The organism is Hungatella sp. (genome assembly GCF_046966825.1).
Genome location: NZ_JBKVCZ010000028.1, coordinates 47,495 through 64,372, shown reverse-complemented (window position 1 = coordinate 64,372; position 16,878 = coordinate 47,495). Strand labels below are relative to the sequence as shown.

The window sequence follows — 16,878 nt, the reverse complement described above, 5'->3', positions numbered from 1 at the left end:
TACGGACATTTAAGAAGATATAAAAAGATAGTCAAAAAGACATATATAATTTATAATAATTTTTAACTTAATGGCTACAATTCCATTAACCGTACCAAACGCAATTCCAGTCAGTATCCCGATCAGCGCTGTCACCGGAATCGGCAGTTTTAATTTAACCAACAGAACCCCTACTACCATCCCCACGACTGCCATCTGTCCGCCAACCGATAAATCCATTCCACCGCCGATCATAACCATGGTGACGCCAATTACCACGATTCCAAACATGGATACCTGACGCAGAATATTAATTAAATTGGACGCTGACAGAAAATTGGGAGCTGCCACAGAAAAGAAGGCGCATACCACCACCAAAAAGATATAGATGCCGTATTTCTTATATAAATCTATCCAGCTTGTCTTAGTTTTTTCCATTTTCTTCTCCTCCTGAAGCTAAATCCAATATATAATTCTGGTCAAATTTCTCTTTCGGCAATTCACCCGTCTTACGGCCCTCGTAGATGACCACGATCCGGTCGGACATACCGAGAAGCTCCGGCATATCGGAAGATACCATAATGATAGAGTGTCCGGCTTCCGCCAGCTCGTTCATCAGCTTGTAAATCTCATGCTTGGCTCCCACGTCGATTCCCCTCGTCGGTTCGTCGAAAATAATAATCTTACTGTTGGCTGCCAGTGTCTTCGCAATAACCACCTTCTGCTGATTTCCTCCCGATAAGTTGCCGACCAGCTGATCCAGATTTGGAGTCTTGATCTTGAATTTATCCTGATATTCCTCCGCTGCCCTAGCCTCGCGTTTCTTATCTACAAAAAGGCCGTTGGAATACCCTTTTAAATTGTTGGCTACCGTATTCCATTTGATGGACATTCTTAAAAATACACCGTGATTCTTCCGGTCCTCCGGGATATAACCGATTCCACACCGTATCGCATCCTGGCAGGATATTATCTTTTCTTCCTTTCCATTGACAATAATACGGCCCTCTTCTTTCGGATTTGCCCCATAGATGACTCTCATAAGCTCCGTCCTCCCTGCACCTACCAGACCGGCAAACCCCAAAATTTCCCCTCTCCGAAGGTTAAAGGAAATGTCCGTATCCCCATTTCCAGTCAAATGTTCCACCCGCAGTACTTCTTCCCCAATTTTACATTTCTTTTCAGGATAACTCTCGTTCAGCTCCCGGCCTGCCATCATGGAAATCAGCTGCTTCCTGTCTATCCCCGCGATGTCCTTTGTATCCACAAAACAGCCATCCCTCATGACCGTGACACGATCCGCGATCTCAAAGAGTTCTTCCAGTCGGTGAGAGATGTAAATAACGGTAACTCCTTGGCTCTTTAAGTCCTTAATGATGCGGAACAGCGTCTCCACCTCGCTGACTGTAAGAGGCGCTGTGGGTTCGTCCATAATCAGAATCTTTACCTGTTTGCTGACGGCCTTCGCAATCTCCACCAGCTGCTGGTGGGCCGGGGACAGATTTTTCACCGGTTTTGAGACATCAATGTCCACATTTAACCGGTCAAACAGTTCCCTGGCCCTCTTCTCCCTCTCCTTAATATCTACGAATAATCCCGGCTTCGTCTTCTCACCGAGAAATACGTTCTCCGCCGCGCTGATTCCCGGAACCAGTGTGAATTCCTGGTAGATGACCTCGATTCCCTGCTCCTTTGCAAGCTTTGGAGTCATGGAAGCAAACTCTTTCCCGCATACACAGACAGTTCCCTCATCCGGGGTGATGGCCCCCGACAGGGTCTTGATGAGCGTGGATTTTCCTGCTCCATTTTCTCCGATCAGAGCGTGAACCTCGCCCTCTCTTACATCCGTGGAAAAATGGTTAATCGCGATTACACCAGGATAAGTCTTTACGATGTTTCTGACGCTTAATATAGTATTCTCCGGCATTTGACCACTCCTCTCTTCCTCTGCCACAATCGCTCTTTCAGTAATTACAAAGGAGTTCCGTTTCCAGAACTCCTTACATCTCCTACTCCGCTATGTAAAATTCTGAAACGTTGGAAGAAGTGATCTGCTGTGTTGGGAAATCAATAGGATCAGGGAATGTCTCGCCTGCCAGCAGCCTCTCGCTGTATTCAGCCATGATCGGCCCCATTTCCTCGAATTTAATGGTTCCATGCATCGGATCGTTTTCTGCAATTCCCTTTAACGCCTGATTTGTTCCATCACAGGAGAAAATACCGAAGTTGTCCCCGCTCTTACCTGCTGCTTTGGCAGCCTCCGAGGACTCCACCGCCGCCGCGTCGCCATAGGCAGCGATACAGTTGAGTTCCGGATATTTCTGAAGCATGGTCTCCGTCGTCGTGGTGCCAGAGCCAACCACGTCTTTTCCGATGTCAACAACCTCCAGAATCTCTGCATCGGGGGCGGCGGCCTTTAGCCCGTCCTGAATCCCGTTTCCGCGATTCTGCATATCCGTGTTCTGGAAGGTGGTATAAACGACTACTTTTCCTTTTCCATCCAGTGTACTGTTGATCCATTCCCCAGCCATAGTGCCGATCTCTTTGCCGATCGTATATTGGTCTGTATTCAAACAAACGTCAAATACTTCCGTCTGCACACCGCATTCAATGATTTTTACTCCGGCCTCCTGTGCCTTTCTTAAAGCATCGTCACACGATTCATCGGATACCATGGCGACAATCACATCACACTTTCCGGTGACCATATTTTCAATAGAAGTAACTGCTGTCGCAGAATCATTGTCAAAGCTGACCGCTACATAGTCCCAGCCTCTGGCCTCGCATTCCTTCTTTAAACCGTCGTCTATGTTAATAAAAAACTCGGTCTGAAGAGTTGGCGCCAGAAGACCAATTTTAGCCTTCTCTGACACGGCCTTTGTGCCTTCACTTTCCATGCCATTCGCTCCGCTCGTTTCCGCATCGGTCGTCTTTGCCGCGGTGGTTGTCTCCGCTTTTCCCTCAACCGGTGAATTCATGGTACAGCCGCTGAGCGCTGCCGTTAAAAGCATGGTTCCACAAAGTAATGCTGCTAACTGTTTTTTCATTTTTGCTTCCTCCCTGAGATTTTTGATGTCTTAATGATACCCTGTCGTACCCAAACTCTCAATGAGGGGATTTTCAGATTTAAGGGGACTATTTTCAGTTGTTTGCAGTTTTTACCGCCAATAGAATGGAAATGATGATAATCAGGCCCTCCAGAATCGTCTCAAAGCTGCTCTGGATTCCCAGAATCACGATAATATGCATGAACATGACAGCGCTCAGAGTTCCCAACCACGCACCAAATACCTTTCCTCTGCCATTTAAAAAGCTGATTCCTCCCATACAGGCTGCCGCGATGACCGGATAGAGATAATGGCTGCCGTTAGATGAGCTGCCCGATGAAGTGATAAATAGCAGAATCATGGCCGCAATTCCATAAAAAACCGAGGCCGCCATACTGATTATCATCCGGATAGCCGTATGATTCAGTCCGCTCTCCCTGACAGCTGCCGGATTTTCTCCCAGCATCCGAAGATATTTTCCATAATAGGTTCTTTTGAGAAAAAAGCACAAAAAAAGACTGGAAACCACGGCCAGGACAAAGAGAGACAGCCAGAAGGCATGGCTCGCATACACATCCTTTCGGTTGAAAATAACCATGTGGTCACCGGTAAACAGACCTGATAAATTACTCACTATGATCTGAAGCGCCAGGGTGATGATGACCGGATTGACGCGCAGACTAGCTACCAGAAACCCTTTTAAAGCTCCCAGTCCCAGATGGCACACGAGCACCGCAGCCATCGCCGGCGCGAGAGGCATCCCTGTACGCAGCAAACAGGCACCGATACAGGTCGATGCCGATATTTCAGCGGCAAATGACAAATCCAGCACGCCGCTTATCATCTGAATCATAAGGCCAAATGTCATGAAAATCATGGTCAAAAGCTGCCGTGTGACGGACCAGTACACATTACTGGACATACCGGCCGCCCATATAATAAAAAACACGGCCCATACCACGATATTCAGAACATTCACCCGTATAACCTTTCGTATCTTCATACCTTATCCACCGTCCATACTCTGTCGGAAAAGCCGGAACAGAATGCCGCCTCATTTTCCAGCAGGATCACGGCAGTCCCCCTCTCCGCCATCTCGATCAGCCGCTTTTTAATCCAGTCCCGCTCCCATAGATCCGCTGCCGTAATACAGTTATGAACGATCAAAACACGCGGATTAAAAAGCTTCCACCGGTAAAAAACCAGCTTCCACCCATTTTTTTCAAAATCAATATCATCTAAGGCTTCTCCATCCTCAAACAGAAAGTTATCTCTTAAGATATACGAGGATGCTTTGCGGTAAAATCCGAGCCTGCCGCTGATCTTCCGGTAAGAAGGCATCAGAATGTTGTCCTCTTTAGTCAGATTTCTCATTACTCCCATACGGGATATCTCACAGCTTATCATTCCCACTCTGTTTTTGACCAGATCAGCCATTGTATGGGACGCAACCTTTTTTCCGTCAATAATGAACTCCAAACCGCTGTCTGAGGACCGCTGGCACTGATCCCAAAAGCAGTCTATAGGCGCGGCCTCACGAGAAACCAATACAATCTCTCCCTTACAGACCTCTATGGAAACCGTGCGTTCTCCTGCCTTCAATCCGTTAATACGTATGGAAGCTACACCTTTCGTCTTCTCCTTCTTGCTTCCCTCCCCGGCATTTGTTCCGCGGAGAATGATATCCGATGCCTGCGGAAACTGCTCTGGATCGTAAATTTTCTTTGCGATCTTCCTGTGTTTGAAAATAACAAGGCGGTCTGCCACACAGTAAAATGCCTCGGGATTATTATCTGAAATCAGAATTCCGATCCCTTCCTTCTTAAGTCTTTCAATCAGAGAAGTGAGACGCATCATTTCTTTTTGGGAAAATGCCCCCGACGTATCGGAAAGAACAAGCAGCCTCCCCCCCTGAGACACGCTTCTGATTATTCCGATGATAATCTTATCCGCATTGCTTAAGGTCTCCGAAGCCGTGTCCAGATCAAGCTCTATATTATATTTTTCAAAATAGTATTCCGTCTGGCTTCGGATCGCACACTCATTGATTACAACCTTTTTTAAGCTGTTCCTTCTGAGGAGAAAGATATTTTCACCAATATTTAAAGTATTCATATACGGTGTAATCCTGCTGATCACAAATACCTTATTTTTCTCCAGTGTTTTCCTGTCTGCCTGGTTCAGTTCCATTCCCTTAATCCTAATGCTTCCGGAAATCTGTTTTCCCAATCCCTGCAAAAACTCCACAAGGACTTCCTTCTGATGCACCGCACTGACAAGGCAGAAGCACTCTGACTCCCGCAGGATCAAATCCACATCGTACAGCCTGTTACTGCTGTCTGCACCCTCGACAGTCACTTTTTTTAATAACAACAGTTCTCTCTTCATATCAAAGACTTATCCGTCATAATCGGCAGAATGATTTCCACATCCGTGCCAATTCCTTTCGTACTGTATAGATTCAGTCCATAATCCTCCCCGAAAATCAGCTTAATTCTCTGGCTGACATTGGTGAGCGCGATTCCATTACCCCGTTCTCCCGGAGATTTACCCTCCTGATCCGTTTCTTTCCTGGAGTTTTTTAGCGAATCCCGCATCCGCTCCAGTTCCTCTCTCCCGATTCCCACACCATCATCCGATACAATAATAATCACATTCTTTTCTGTCATCTCTACCCGGATCGTAACCTTTCCCTTATCCGGTTTCGTCTCCAGCCCATGGAAAATGGCATTCTCCACAATCGGCTGCAGGGACAGCTTGGGAATCAGGCAGGAATATGCTTCTCTGTCCTCCGGCGCGGCCAAAATCTCAAAAGAGAATTTATCATCAAACCGATAGCTCTGAATCAGAAAGTAGTTTTCGATATTATTGAATTCCTCCCGGAGTGTCACAATATTCTCCTTCTTGCTGATACTGTAGCGGAAAAAGGACGCCAGTGCCTTGGCCATTCTGGCAATACTGTCACAATCATAAAGAAGTGCCTCACTCCGGATGCACTCCAGCGTATTATACAAAAAATGGGGGTTGATCTGACTCTGGAGCGCGGAAAGCTTAGCCTGCTTGTCCACCATGCGGACCGAATATTCATCCTGAAGTTTTTCCTCCAGCTCTGACAACTGGCGTTCCCGTTCAGCTTCCACCTTTTTTATCCTATTTTTTAAATAAAGGCAATACAGCCCCAGCAGCATACAGGCTGCTGTCGCCAGCACTGCCGTCGTCACGGCAATCTCCATCCTACTTCTCCATCTCTTAATAATAAAGCTTCCGGTATTCCATAGGCTTGATTCCGACTGTCTTCACAAACTGCTGGCTGAAAAATTTTGAATCCTTATAACCCACGGCCCCCGCCACCTCGTAAACAGGCATATCCGTATCCCTAAGAAGCTTTTTAGCCTCCTCCATCCGGACATCCGTCACATAGGCGGTAAATGTCTTTCCCGTCTCTTTCTTAAACAGTTCGGAGAAGTAATTCATATTGAACCCTCCCTGCTCAGCAATTTCTTCCAAAGAAAGCTTCTGGCTGTAATTCTTTTTGATATACTCTGCCGCGGTTAAGACTGGTCTCCGCTCTTTCTCACGGCTTGCCTCCACACACGCCATAAGATCGGCGGTTACCTGTTCTGCTACATATTCCGTTAAGGCCGGAACAGAATCACAGTTTCCAGCACCCTCTTTCCAACGTTCCTTCAGTTCCACATTATCTGCCGGACTTTTAAATGGATTAAGCTCCAGATAACACTGAAACAGGAGCCCTGCCAGTTGATAATACTCACTTGCAAACGCCCTGCGCTTTCTGGCCTCGTGGAACGCCAGTCCGATCATATACTTCACATCGTCGTATCTTGCGGTTTCCACTGCTCCGGCCAGCTTCTCCTCCAGCTCCCCGCAGATCTCCTCCGCACAGACTGTAGAATCCCGTTCTATGGACCGCTCGTCAATCTGTCTCCCGGCTCCGCCCAGAATCCGGCACGCCACAGCTTCCCTGGCTGTCTCCACTGCCACATGAAGTCTGCCGAATTCCCCGCATTCCGAGCTCAGTCCCATCGTCAGCTCGTAGTGTTCAAATCCGCTTAAGTAGTCCATCTGTGACTGAAACAGCCTGTCAATCCGCTGTTCCACCTCGTCTCTGCATTCAGCCGTATAATTGATGACTGCCGTAACGGCAGAATTTTTCTGATAAGTAATAGCAATGTCGCGTACACACCCCTGAAACGCCTGTTCCACCAGTGCTCCCGTCTTTTTTAAGATCAGGTTTATTTGCTGCTCATTCTTCTCCACACGGTTGTCGCCGTCCAGTTTACAGCAGATAACCCGAAACAGACCGTCTCCGAAATTCAGGCCGTAATTCTTATTGACCTCCTCCAGATTCATCTCCCAGTCCCCGGATATGGAATTTAAAAACTCTCTGTGAAGGATATAACGGCTGTCATGAAGTTTTTTTACCATCGTATCCACGCTGCGGCTCTCTTTCTCCCTGTTTGTCTCCGTGTCCGCAATCTTCTTCAAGATCTGGTTTAGCTCCACCTCGTCAATCGGCTTCAAAAGATAGTCCTCCACACCATATTTTATAGCCTGCTGGGCGTATTCGAAGTATTTATATCCGCTGATTACAATAAAATGGACACTGCGTCCCTCATCAATCACCTTCTTTATCAGTTCCAGGCCGCTTAAAACCGGCATACGGATATCCGTAATCACAATATCCGGGGCGCACTCGCATATCTTCTCATATGCGGTCATCCCATCCTGCACAAGCCCGGCAAACTCCAGATTCAGCTTATCCCAATCAATTAACTTTTTAACTAAAAAGCCTACCTTATATTCATCGTCTGCAATTAATACTTTAAGCATGTATTTCTTCATCCCCCGTATCTTTCATCTGCTGGTTTTATTCTGTCCTGCCGCCACTTACTGACTGCCCGCCGATTCTTTCGCCGCCCCTCGCAGAATCTCCATAAACTCCTCCTTCGACCCAATCACCTCGCTGATGCTTCCATCCGCCATAATCTCCTCAGACAGCCCCGCCTTTCTCTCCTGCATTTCCAGAATCTTCTCCTCCAGAGTGTCCTTCATAATCAGCTTATACACCGTGACCACCTGCTGCTGCCCGATTCTGTGGGCGCGGTCTGTGGCCTGGTTCTGGGCCGCCTGGTTCCACCACGGATCGAAATGGATCACGATACTGGCGGCAGTTAAGTTAAGCCCCGTTCCTCCAGCCTTTAAGGAGATTAAAAAGACAGGCGGTCCATCCCCGTTAAAGGACTTCACCAGTTCATTCCGCTTTTCCTTGGAGGTCGATCCCGTCAGGATGTAATAACCGATCCCCTCCTCATCGAGCCGTCTCCGGATAATATCCAGCATGGACGTAAACTGTGAAAACAGAAGAACCTTATTTCCCGCTTCCACCGCATTATTCACCAGTTCCACACACGTATCCACCTTTGCCGCCCCGCCGTTATAGTTCTCATACACCAGCGACGGATCACAGCAGAGCTGACGCAAATGAGTCAGCTCCGCCAGTATCTGCAGCTTTCCGACCCGGTACTCCTCCTGGCTCTGTTTCGAAAGAGAGTCGAGAAGCCTCTGCACTCTGGCCTCATAGATCTCCCTCTGCGCCGTCTCCATGCGGGAATACACCACCTCTTCCAGCTTGTCCGGCAGTTCCTTTAAGACCTCTTTCTTCAGACGCCTCAGGATAAACGGCCTTATCATCCGCCGCAGCCGTTCCGCAGCCACCTCATCCTGTCTCGCAGACACAGGCTGCTCATACTTCTCCTTAAAATGCTTATAGCCTCCTAAAAATCCGGGCATCAGAAAATCAAAGATACTCCACAGCTCACTCAGTGAATTTTCTATAGGCGTCCCGGTCAGCGCAAACCTACGGGCACAGCCAAGGGCCTTCACCGCTTTCGCTGTCTGCGTTCCATGATTTTTAATATTCTGCGCCTCATCGATGAAAACAGTATCAAACAGAGCCTCCTGATACGCCTCCACATCCCGTTTTAATAAGTCATAGGATGTGAGCAGAATATCCGCCCTGCTTTTCCGTATCTTTTCCTTCCTGCTCCCGGCCCCTCCCACAACCGTCTCCACAGTCAGTCCGGGCGCGAACCGGTGTATTTCACTCTCCCAGTTATAGACAAGGGAAGCCGGGCAAATAATAAGGCTGTGCCGGTGCGTATCCCCCTCATAATTTTCCTTCACCGCCACCAGATACGCGATCGCCTGAACAGTCTTCCCAAGCCCCATATCGTCGGCCAAAATTCCGCCGAATCCCATCGCCCCCAGAGTCATGAGCCATCGGAATCCAAACTTCTGATACGGCCGTAGCTCCGCGTTCAATCCGGACGGAACCTCATAGTCGCTGTCCTCCACATTTTTCATGGACCGCAGAAATGCCTTATAGGATGAACTGCGTTTAACTTCTACGATCCCTTCATTCTCCCGCAGAACCTGGTCTAAATAAAAGGATCGGTATTCCGGTACCCGGATATGGCCTTCCTCCAGTTCCTCCACACTCAGCTCCAGCCCTTCGGCCAGTTCTGCCACTGCCGACAGTCCATTATCCTCCAACTCCAGAAAATCTCCATTCTTTAAGCGGTAATATTTTCTCCTCCTCCGGTAGCTTGACAGCAGCCCCTCCAACTCTCCCGGCTCTAACCGCTCAGTCTGGAGTGTAATATCCAGCAGTCCGCTGTTCCTGGTAATTCCCATGGTTATTTTAGGTGACTTCAAGACCCTCAGCCTTTTTAAGGACTCAGAAATATATACCTCAGCTATCTGCTGAAACTGCGCAATTCCGGTGCTGAGCAGACGATACTGCGCCTCTTCGTCCTCTTCCGGAATATACAGCAGATTTTTCTCCTCGTCTGCATATTGGAAATAACTGCCTGCCAGCTTCGCCGCATACTGCTCCTTTTTCATATCACGATATAAATCCTTGACCTCCAGTCCCTCAATCAGATTATAACGCACCTCTCCATACTGGCTGTAAACAGATGCAATCAGAGTCCGGTCCACATAATCCAGATATAGGAGTATTTCACACGGCTTCGGCATATAACGTTCCAGTGAATCCGGCTTTTTAAGGACTGAATACTCCTCCAGCGAAGGCAGTACCGAGGTACAGAGCACCGGCATATCTTCTTCATTTACATGATATTCCTGTTCCTTATACGGCTCCATCAGACCACAGATACCACCCATATGCGTTCCGAACTCCTCACTGCATAAATATATGGTATCTTCTGTAAAAACACACAGCCCGTTTTTACTTACAAACGCTTCCCCTCTGGGAACGGAAATAAGACAGCCGCCACTACTCCGTTCCACAATAGAAAATCCAAGTACAGGATCCTTTTCCACAATCTTTATCCGGGTCAGATTGGAGAATCTGGATTGAAGCGCAATGAATCCCGGCCCCACTGCCTGCAAAAAGCGCACCATTTTATCACCTGACAGAACCAGATTCCGTGCAGAAGCTGCTGTGGGCAGGTAACTGCGCCGCATCACATACAATTCCGTAATAAAGTCCTGCTCCTGATTCACACAGTCTTCCAGAAAATCCACCAGTCTGCGGCTCTCCTCAGTAAATGCGCTTTTTACATGGTAAAATGCCAGTTTCTGTCCATAGTGTACATACTTTTCTTCTTTCAGAGCATTTACCATAGCGGTAATATCCTTTAATACATACAGATGATCCGAACCGATTTTAAACTCAACCATCCACCCCTCTGCATCCCGGTGCAGAATAGGAACCAGCCTTATATTTCCATTTACCTCAGGCTGGAAATAGCAGGCATTTTCCCGAATAGTGCTGGCAAATATCAGTTTTTTAACCGCGGTATCTGTCGGCGGCTGCTTCAGTCTGGCGGCCGCAGCCGGTGTCACAGCCGGTGTCGCAGCCGGTGTCGCAGCCGGTGCGGCAGCAGATACTCTGTCTGCTTCCCCAGATACTTCTTCTCTCTCCGCATCACGTTCCATCATCTCCAGCGCGACCGCGACACAGTGCTTGCACATCCCGTCATAAGACTGGTAGGCCGGACATTCACAGTAGTACCGTGTAAATGTATGGCTCTTCAGACTGTATGTCATTTCCACCTGGTAGCGGTTATCATAAGATCCCTCTACCCATGCACTTGCCTCCAGCTTACCATCGATATTCTGAAAATCCAGATCTTCCACCATTCCTCTTCGGTACAACTGATTTCCTTTCGTAAATGACTGAGGACTGGCTTCCACTCTGATTGCCTTAATCGTTATCATACTGTCTCTCTACCCCGTTTTCTCTCTGTCTGAAACTGTCTTCCCTACTGCTGCCCTGATTCTATATTCCTGCCCATATCTGGGTCTCGGACCGGACCGGACGCCCCGGACTTTTCAGCGCTTCATTGACCAGGATCAGCGCATAGGCGTCCTGAAGCCCTTCCGCCAGAGGATAGCACTCCAGCCCCTCTTCGATATACCGCCTCATTCCCATCATGAGAACGGCAATGGCGGTCTCGTCCTGAGGCAGAACCTGTTTCAGTCCCATATGTACAAATGGGTTTACATAAAGTTGTTCTTCTCCCAGGGAAATCCGGATGATGCCGCCGCCGGACGCGTTCCGTTCCACGCTCATCGTCTGTTCCATTGGCAGGAAGCGCCTTCCCGAAGGCTGTACCTCTTCCTTCACATACCGCACTGTCCAGTCATTTAATTCCCCCGTCATACCCTGAACGTTCAAATGCCTGCTCCTGATATAAGAATGGTACTGCACACTGCTGAAATCGTAAAAAGCCGTTTTCCCGTCTTCAAATTCAAATGTAACCCGCCGCCTCATCCGCTCCGACATGCGGCCGTCTGTGATGGCCCCATCTCTGGAGTCTGTCTCCATCAGCGTAAACGGGTATTCCTTCCCGTAAATAGTCATATTCTGAAGTCCCGTCCCCAGCATACGGCGGATGATGCTTGCGCCATGGTAGTCGTGAACGGCTGACAGCGTCATCATGGAGGCCTCTCCTAAAAATCCGCGCCTGACCACTTCCGCAGCTGCGGCAAAGGAAGGGTAGAGAAAATACTGCTCCGCCACCTGTATTTTTGCACCTTCCTCCATCTTCATACGCCAGAGTTCCTTAAGCTCATCCAGTTCCAGCGCCGCCGGAGTCTCGCAGAGCACCGGAAAGCCCTTCCCGGCCCATTGCTTCGTTACCGGAAAGATCGACGCCTTGTTTACTGCCACCACCACGAAATCCGGCTTCATGGCCTCACAGGAGGCCTCCGATGTCACGGCTGGAACACCGTACTGTTTTCTCATGTGCCCGGCCTTCTCTTCCGTCCTGCAGAGCATCGCCTCCATGGTAAACAGCTCCGGATACGCACAGGCAATTCTCCAGTAAAACAGAGAACGCCAGCCGGAACCGATCACCACAAAGCGAAGCGGCTTTTTCTCCAGTGCAGTCCTGTCTATCGTCATTTTCATAGGAATCTCCTTTCCGGTTATCGCACCTTCAGACTTTCCAGAAACAGCCGGTCCAGCACGTCCCAGCTCTCTCTCCTGTCGTCCGTCTTTTTGTCCAGCAGCGCTTTATAGTAATCCAGCTGTCCTTCAATAAAATGGTTCAAAACTTCGATCCGTTCTCCTGATCCGCTTTCCGGCGTCATTGCTTTGATCTCCAGCAGCTTCTCAATGGCCGCCAGGACTTTTGCCAGGTCACCGCAGCCGCGGACCGCTTCCATCAGCTCCGAAAAAAGCACCGGCGGCGGGCACGCGTGTTCCTCAATCCACTTACACGCCAGGACCGGACGGATCACATAGAAATATTTCTTATATTTCACCGTGTCTCCCTGCAGAAACTCCAGGAAGTTGCTCTTCGCCGTTCCGTAATAATGGTACATGGCCGCCTTTTCAGAAAAGTACACGGACGCCGCCTGGTGTATCTGCCTCCATTCCTCTGTCGTGCGGTAGATGACCGGCGAGTTCGCCCATTCAAACAGTGTGGAATTCGATCGATGATACTGGCGCAGTGCCTTCTGCAAATCCCAGCCATTGATATCGAGCGTTTCGTCCAGCTCCCACTCGATCACGTCGCGGGCGGGTTCCAGCTTTAAGTAATCCTCCGGACGGCGCACATAGATAAACCGAACGTCGTAATCGCTGTCCGGGGATGCAAATCCCCAGGAACGGCTTCCGGATTCCACTGCGTGAAGAATCCGAACGTGTTCCTTTTCCTCTATCTCCTGAAGCTTCTGTTCCACCAGTTCCTCCAGCGTTCCTTCAAAATCCTTATATCTCATCTCTTACCACCCTTTCGTTGACGCTCATGACGAACTCCTGCACGCGCTCATAATCCGGCTCATCCGGAAGTGATGTGTTCGCAGCAGCCTCATGAAGCCGCTTTTCGTAGTCTGCCAGAATCTCATAAAATTCCGTCCGGTAGGTGCCGTCCTCCTTCTGAAATTCTCCCCGCCGGATTTTCATCAGAAGCTCATGCTCGTCCTTCCGATACGTAATAATATCTTCCTTCTCCAGAATATCAATCGCCATCATAAACAGGCGGATCAAATGCATGGCATGCTTGTTTAAATGGTTGTCGTCCTTCTTCCTGTTCCGTTTTCCAATCTTATCATACTCTTTAACAATGTTATTCATCTCACCCCATATGTTCCGGTAATCCCGAAGCGGATAGTGAGAAACTAAAGCATCCAGAAATATCTCCGTGTCCATCTCCGGATTTTCAGCCTCATCGATATAAATGTTCAGAGAACCGTAATCGGTAATCCGGTAGCGCTCCTTAAACTCATACATGGCGTTCTTCACGGAATTGTAGATGTGTCTTTCCCGTTCCTCCGAAGCCATCCGGTCCCGCGCCAGCGCGTTCTGGAGCCGCCTCAGCTGCTGGTCCGCGTATCCCCCGAAGGACTGGATCGCCCTCCTGGAAAGGAATAGACGGCGGTTGGCCAGAAGCTCCCTCCCGATGGGAGACAGGTATAAATAGTGCTCTTCATTCAGCCCCAGCAGCTCACACGTGTTGGGATTGCACTCCAGCAAAAGCCGTATAATCTTGTTAAACGCATAGATTACCGTGTCCGTATTCTCATCTGTATACTGGTCATAAGAGGTCATTCCAATCAAATCGGACCTCCTGTTTAATGTCACTCCCCGGACATCAATATCACTGTTTTCCTGATTCGTCCCATAGGCATAACTGCCCGCCAGCCCCAGCAGAATAATATGTTTTCCCAGATGGGGATCCGTTTTCAAAAAGCCGTACTGCGGTTGTGCCAGAAGCTGCTGTGTTAGATGCTGCTCTGTTCCACTCATGGGGGTTCCCCCTTTCCTGCAAATATAATACTTATAGTATAACTGCTCCCCGGAAAAATGCCAATAAGCGTTTAAAAATACCCGATAATTCCATATTCGGGAACCATCGGGTACTGCGTGACCATATCTATTGACTTTTCTTTAAGAGCCATTCAAGCACATTTCTTTTTTTAATTCCTTCATAATCCACATTATTAAACAATTCATCCAGTGTTAAGAGATACTTGGGATAATTGTCCTGGATCTTTCTGAGAGGTGCAAGTTCCCTTTCCAGCGTCGATTCCTCCAATGTGGTTGCCGCCACCTGATAATAAATGGTTTCCTCCGAACTTATCGCCACAAAATCCACTTCGCCGTCACTCATCTGTCCGACATAAACCCGGTACCCGCGGCGCAGCAGCTCCAGATAAACAATATTTTCCAGGATATGTCCCACGTCGCTGTCCTTTCCCCGCACAAGGACATTTCGCAGACCGATATCGACCGCATAGTATTTGCTTTGCTGTGTTAAATACTGCTTCCCTTTTATATTGTAACGCCCCGCGGAAATGAACTAAATTCCAGATACCTGGCAAACTTCTGCTGCATGGAAAGATCGGTCTCGGTCAGCGCACCACAGAATTCTGAAAAGGAAAGAGGCAGCATCAACAAAAGTCAGGATTTAATTCCTAACTTTTATCCTTCTCATTCCATTCAAGGATTATTTTCCTGATTATTCCAAAAAAGCGGAAACTGCCTTCTTCAATCCGGCCATTTCCGCTTTTCCACACATTATCTTCTGTTTTTCCAATCACATCTCAATACTATTTCCTACCGCTTCTTCCCGCAGCACTTCTTATATTTCTTGCCGCTTCCGCACGGGCACGGATCGTTAGGATAGATTTTCTGAACGTTCCTGCGCGGTTCCGCGGCCTGGCTGAAGCCTCTGATCACCATCTCATGAGGCGTATACCCACGGTTCAGTACCATACGCGTGCTGTTCCACACGTCCATGATCTGGCTGGTGAACTTCTCCAGTTCCTCCTGCCCGCGGAATATGACTCCATAGGTCTCAAGCTCGTCTACCACGGTCTGTAAATCGGAGCCGACACTGATTGCAGACTGGACATCCCGTAAAATATACGGGATCCGCTCGTCCCCGACGCCTAATCCTTTTGTTAAGAATTCTCCAAATTGCTGCAGCTCCCTGCTCATCAGGAATCCACCGTTGTCCGCCATCCACTCGATTTCCCTCGGATTCGGAATGTAGTAAGGGACGTTCCGCTGTCTGCTGTACAGTTCGTCATACGACTTCTGCTCGGCCAGCACACAGTCCACGAACCGGCCTTCGATCAGTTCCACCTCGGGACGGGCCGCATACAGTATCCTGTACGCGTCTGTCAGTTCCTCTTCCGTCAGCTTTTTCGCTTCATACTTATTGAATATCTCCAGAACCAGGGAGACCGGAGTCACCGCGTACAGCGCGTTGGCGGCGCACAGATAATCTCCGATGCGGCTGATCCGCCTCCTTACCGCCTGAAACGCTTCCGTATTGATGACTTCATACGCCTGCTTCACATCGTCAGCCACCATATAGAGTTCAGGGCTCATCTCCATTGTCACATAGCCGCCGGCATAGAGATAATCCATATTTTCCTGTTCAATATAGGGAATATGGCCTTCTCCCTGCAGAACCTGTTCAAACAGCCTGATCTCTGCATCTCTCGCACAGACAAAGTAGTCGCTCATCACCTCCGGACAGAGCATGTATTCCGCCGTCTTACGGATCAGCTCTTCCTTTTTAAGCTTCGAATATCCGCTTAAGCCGTGGCGCTTTGCCAGCTCTGTGATGGTCTCCTTGTCGTAAAACCGGAAGATATCGGCCAGCTTCACACCTTCCTGCTCCGGCATACTGCCATCAGGGAAAGCCAGCTGTTTAAGCGCTTCATTGACCAGATCCGCATCATACTCGCGCATTCCCTGGCTCTCGGCCCACTCTTTATAATCAAATCCGTTTTCTTCGTTATACGCGGCCAGCCTCTGCGGGTCCGCCAGCGTATCCAGAAGCTGATAGTATCCGCAGATTCCGCCGCAGTCCTCCGGTATGACGTCGCCCTTATACTTCGTCACCCGCGCATACGGCTCCGTATCTTCCTCCAGAACCTTTTCCACCTCGATGGTATGTTCCCAGTTATCTCCCAGATCGTATGTATATGTAAATTTCTTCGTATCAGCCACCAGTTCATCGATAACCGTACCGCTGGAGATGGTCCCGGGCATGTCAAAGTCTTCCTCCATCCTGTCATCTCTCACCCGAATTCCCATTGTACGGAACTCAAACTCATAGAGATGGTAATCCGACCAGCAGAATACGGCCTGAATAATCTGGTGCAGCTGCTCAAACGTAATCCCCTGAGGAACCAGAACCCTTCTCCAGATTGGTGGTTTACTCCCTTTTATAACGATCTTGAACTGATAAGCTCCCATGAAAATTTCCTCCTGCTTTAAATAAAGAGTCCTGCGCCTCGCCTCATATATAAAAAACGGCGCCATGACAATTTACCACAAATC

General features: G+C 48.8%; 13 protein-coding genes. All 13 read right to left on the bottom strand.

Going from position 1 to position 16,878, the window contains the following annotated elements:
* Positions 1-9: 9 nt before the first annotated feature.
* Positions 10-417, bottom strand: a complete 408-nt coding sequence (locus ACLTD4_RS11425; RefSeq protein WP_412331317.1) for an ABC transporter permease — start codon at positions 415-417, stop codon at positions 10-12.
* Entirely contained in the window at positions 404-1,906 is a 1,503-nt protein-coding gene (locus ACLTD4_RS11420; RefSeq protein WP_117621185.1) for a sugar ABC transporter ATP-binding protein, read from the bottom strand. The genes ACLTD4_RS11425 and ACLTD4_RS11420 overlap by 14 nt, the downstream gene beginning before the upstream one ends.
* A gap of 82 nt (positions 1,907-1,988) precedes the next feature.
* A complete protein-coding gene (locus ACLTD4_RS11415) occupies positions 1,989-3,026 on the bottom strand; it encodes a sugar ABC transporter substrate-binding protein (RefSeq protein WP_117621186.1) in 1,038 nt (345 codons plus the stop codon).
* A 94-nt stretch (positions 3,027-3,120) separates the two neighbouring features.
* On the bottom strand, positions 3,121-4,029 hold the full coding sequence (locus tag ACLTD4_RS11410) for an ABC transporter permease subunit (RefSeq protein WP_117621187.1): 909 nt from the start codon (positions 4,027-4,029) through the stop codon (positions 3,121-3,123).
* Entirely contained in the window at positions 4,026-5,399 is a 1,374-nt protein-coding gene (locus ACLTD4_RS11405) for a hypothetical protein (RefSeq protein ID WP_242353211.1), read from the bottom strand. Before ACLTD4_RS11405 ends, ACLTD4_RS11410 begins: the two co-directional genes overlap by 4 nt.
* Positions 5,400-5,410: 11 nt before the next feature.
* Positions 5,411-6,259 carry a sensor histidine kinase gene (locus tag ACLTD4_RS11400; RefSeq protein ID WP_117621189.1) on the bottom strand — a complete coding sequence of 283 codons (849 nt, stop codon included), beginning with the start codon at positions 6,257-6,259 and terminating at the stop codon, positions 5,411-5,413.
* Positions 6,260-6,275: 16 nt separating this feature from the next.
* A complete protein-coding gene (locus tag ACLTD4_RS11395) occupies positions 6,276-7,877 on the bottom strand; it encodes a helix-turn-helix domain-containing protein (RefSeq protein ID WP_242353210.1) in 1,602 nt (533 codons plus the stop codon).
* Positions 7,878-7,934: 57 nt separating this feature from the next.
* Positions 7,935-11,291, bottom strand: coding sequence for a DEAD/DEAH box helicase (locus ACLTD4_RS11390; protein ID WP_117621191.1), 3,357 nt, complete (start codon positions 11,289-11,291; stop codon positions 7,935-7,937).
* A 61-nt stretch (positions 11,292-11,352) separates the two neighbouring features.
* A complete protein-coding gene (locus ACLTD4_RS11385; protein ID WP_117621192.1) occupies positions 11,353-12,486 on the bottom strand; it encodes a Gfo/Idh/MocA family protein in 1,134 nt (377 codons plus the stop codon).
* A 17-nt stretch (positions 12,487-12,503) separates the two neighbouring features.
* Complete coding sequence (locus ACLTD4_RS11380; protein WP_117621193.1) at positions 12,504-13,301, bottom strand: nucleotidyltransferase domain-containing protein; 798 nt, start codon at positions 13,299-13,301, stop codon at positions 12,504-12,506.
* Positions 13,291-14,328 carry a DNA polymerase beta superfamily protein gene (locus ACLTD4_RS11375; protein ID WP_055654452.1) on the bottom strand — a complete coding sequence of 346 codons (1,038 nt, stop codon included), beginning with the start codon at positions 14,326-14,328 and terminating at the stop codon, positions 13,291-13,293. The genes ACLTD4_RS11380 and ACLTD4_RS11375 overlap by 11 nt, the downstream gene beginning before the upstream one ends.
* A 127-nt stretch (positions 14,329-14,455) precedes the next feature.
* Positions 14,456-14,806: a hypothetical protein gene (locus tag ACLTD4_RS11370; protein WP_242353322.1), complete on the bottom strand. Its 351-nt coding sequence runs from the start codon at positions 14,804-14,806 to the stop codon at positions 14,456-14,458.
* A gap of 332 nt (positions 14,807-15,138) precedes the next feature.
* Positions 15,139-16,794, bottom strand: coding sequence for a plasmid pRiA4b ORF-3 family protein (locus ACLTD4_RS11365; RefSeq protein WP_117633868.1), 1,656 nt, complete (start codon positions 16,792-16,794; stop codon positions 15,139-15,141).
* Positions 16,795-16,878 lie beyond the last annotated feature (84 nt).

Bases quoted from the DNA above. Each gene is read 5' to 3' on its own strand.
- ACLTD4_RS11425 (WP_412331317.1), bottom strand. From the start codon at position 417: ATGGAAAAAACTAAGACAAGCTGGATAGATTTATATAAGAAATACGGC.
- ACLTD4_RS11365 (WP_117633868.1), bottom strand. From the start codon at position 16,794: ATGGGAGCTTATCAGTTCAAGATCGTTATAAAAGGGAGTAAACCACCA.
- ACLTD4_RS11395 (WP_242353210.1), bottom strand. From the start codon at position 7,877: ATGCTTAAAGTATTAATTGCAGACGATGAATATAAGGTAGGCTTTTTA.
- ACLTD4_RS11410 (WP_117621187.1), bottom strand. From the start codon at position 4,029: ATGAAGATACGAAAGGTTATACGGGTGAATGTTCTGAATATCGTGGTA.
- ACLTD4_RS11385 (WP_117621192.1), bottom strand. From the start codon at position 12,486: ATGAAAATGACGATAGACAGGACTGCACTGGAGAAAAAGCCGCTTCGC.
- ACLTD4_RS11415 (WP_117621186.1), bottom strand. From the start codon at position 3,026: ATGAAAAAACAGTTAGCAGCATTACTTTGTGGAACCATGCTTTTAACG.
- ACLTD4_RS11400 (WP_117621189.1), bottom strand. From the start codon at position 6,259: ATGGAGATTGCCGTGACGACGGCAGTGCTGGCGACAGCAGCCTGTATG.
- ACLTD4_RS11380 (WP_117621193.1), bottom strand. From the start codon at position 13,301: ATGAGATATAAGGATTTTGAAGGAACGCTGGAGGAACTGGTGGAACAG.
- ACLTD4_RS11420 (WP_117621185.1), bottom strand. From the start codon at position 1,906: ATGCCGGAGAATACTATATTAAGCGTCAGAAACATCGTAAAGACTTAT.
- ACLTD4_RS11390 (WP_117621191.1), bottom strand. From the start codon at position 11,291: ATGATAACGATTAAGGCAATCAGAGTGGAAGCCAGTCCTCAGTCATTT.
- ACLTD4_RS11375 (WP_055654452.1), bottom strand. From the start codon at position 14,328: ATGAGTGGAACAGAGCAGCATCTAACACAGCAGCTTCTGGCACAACCG.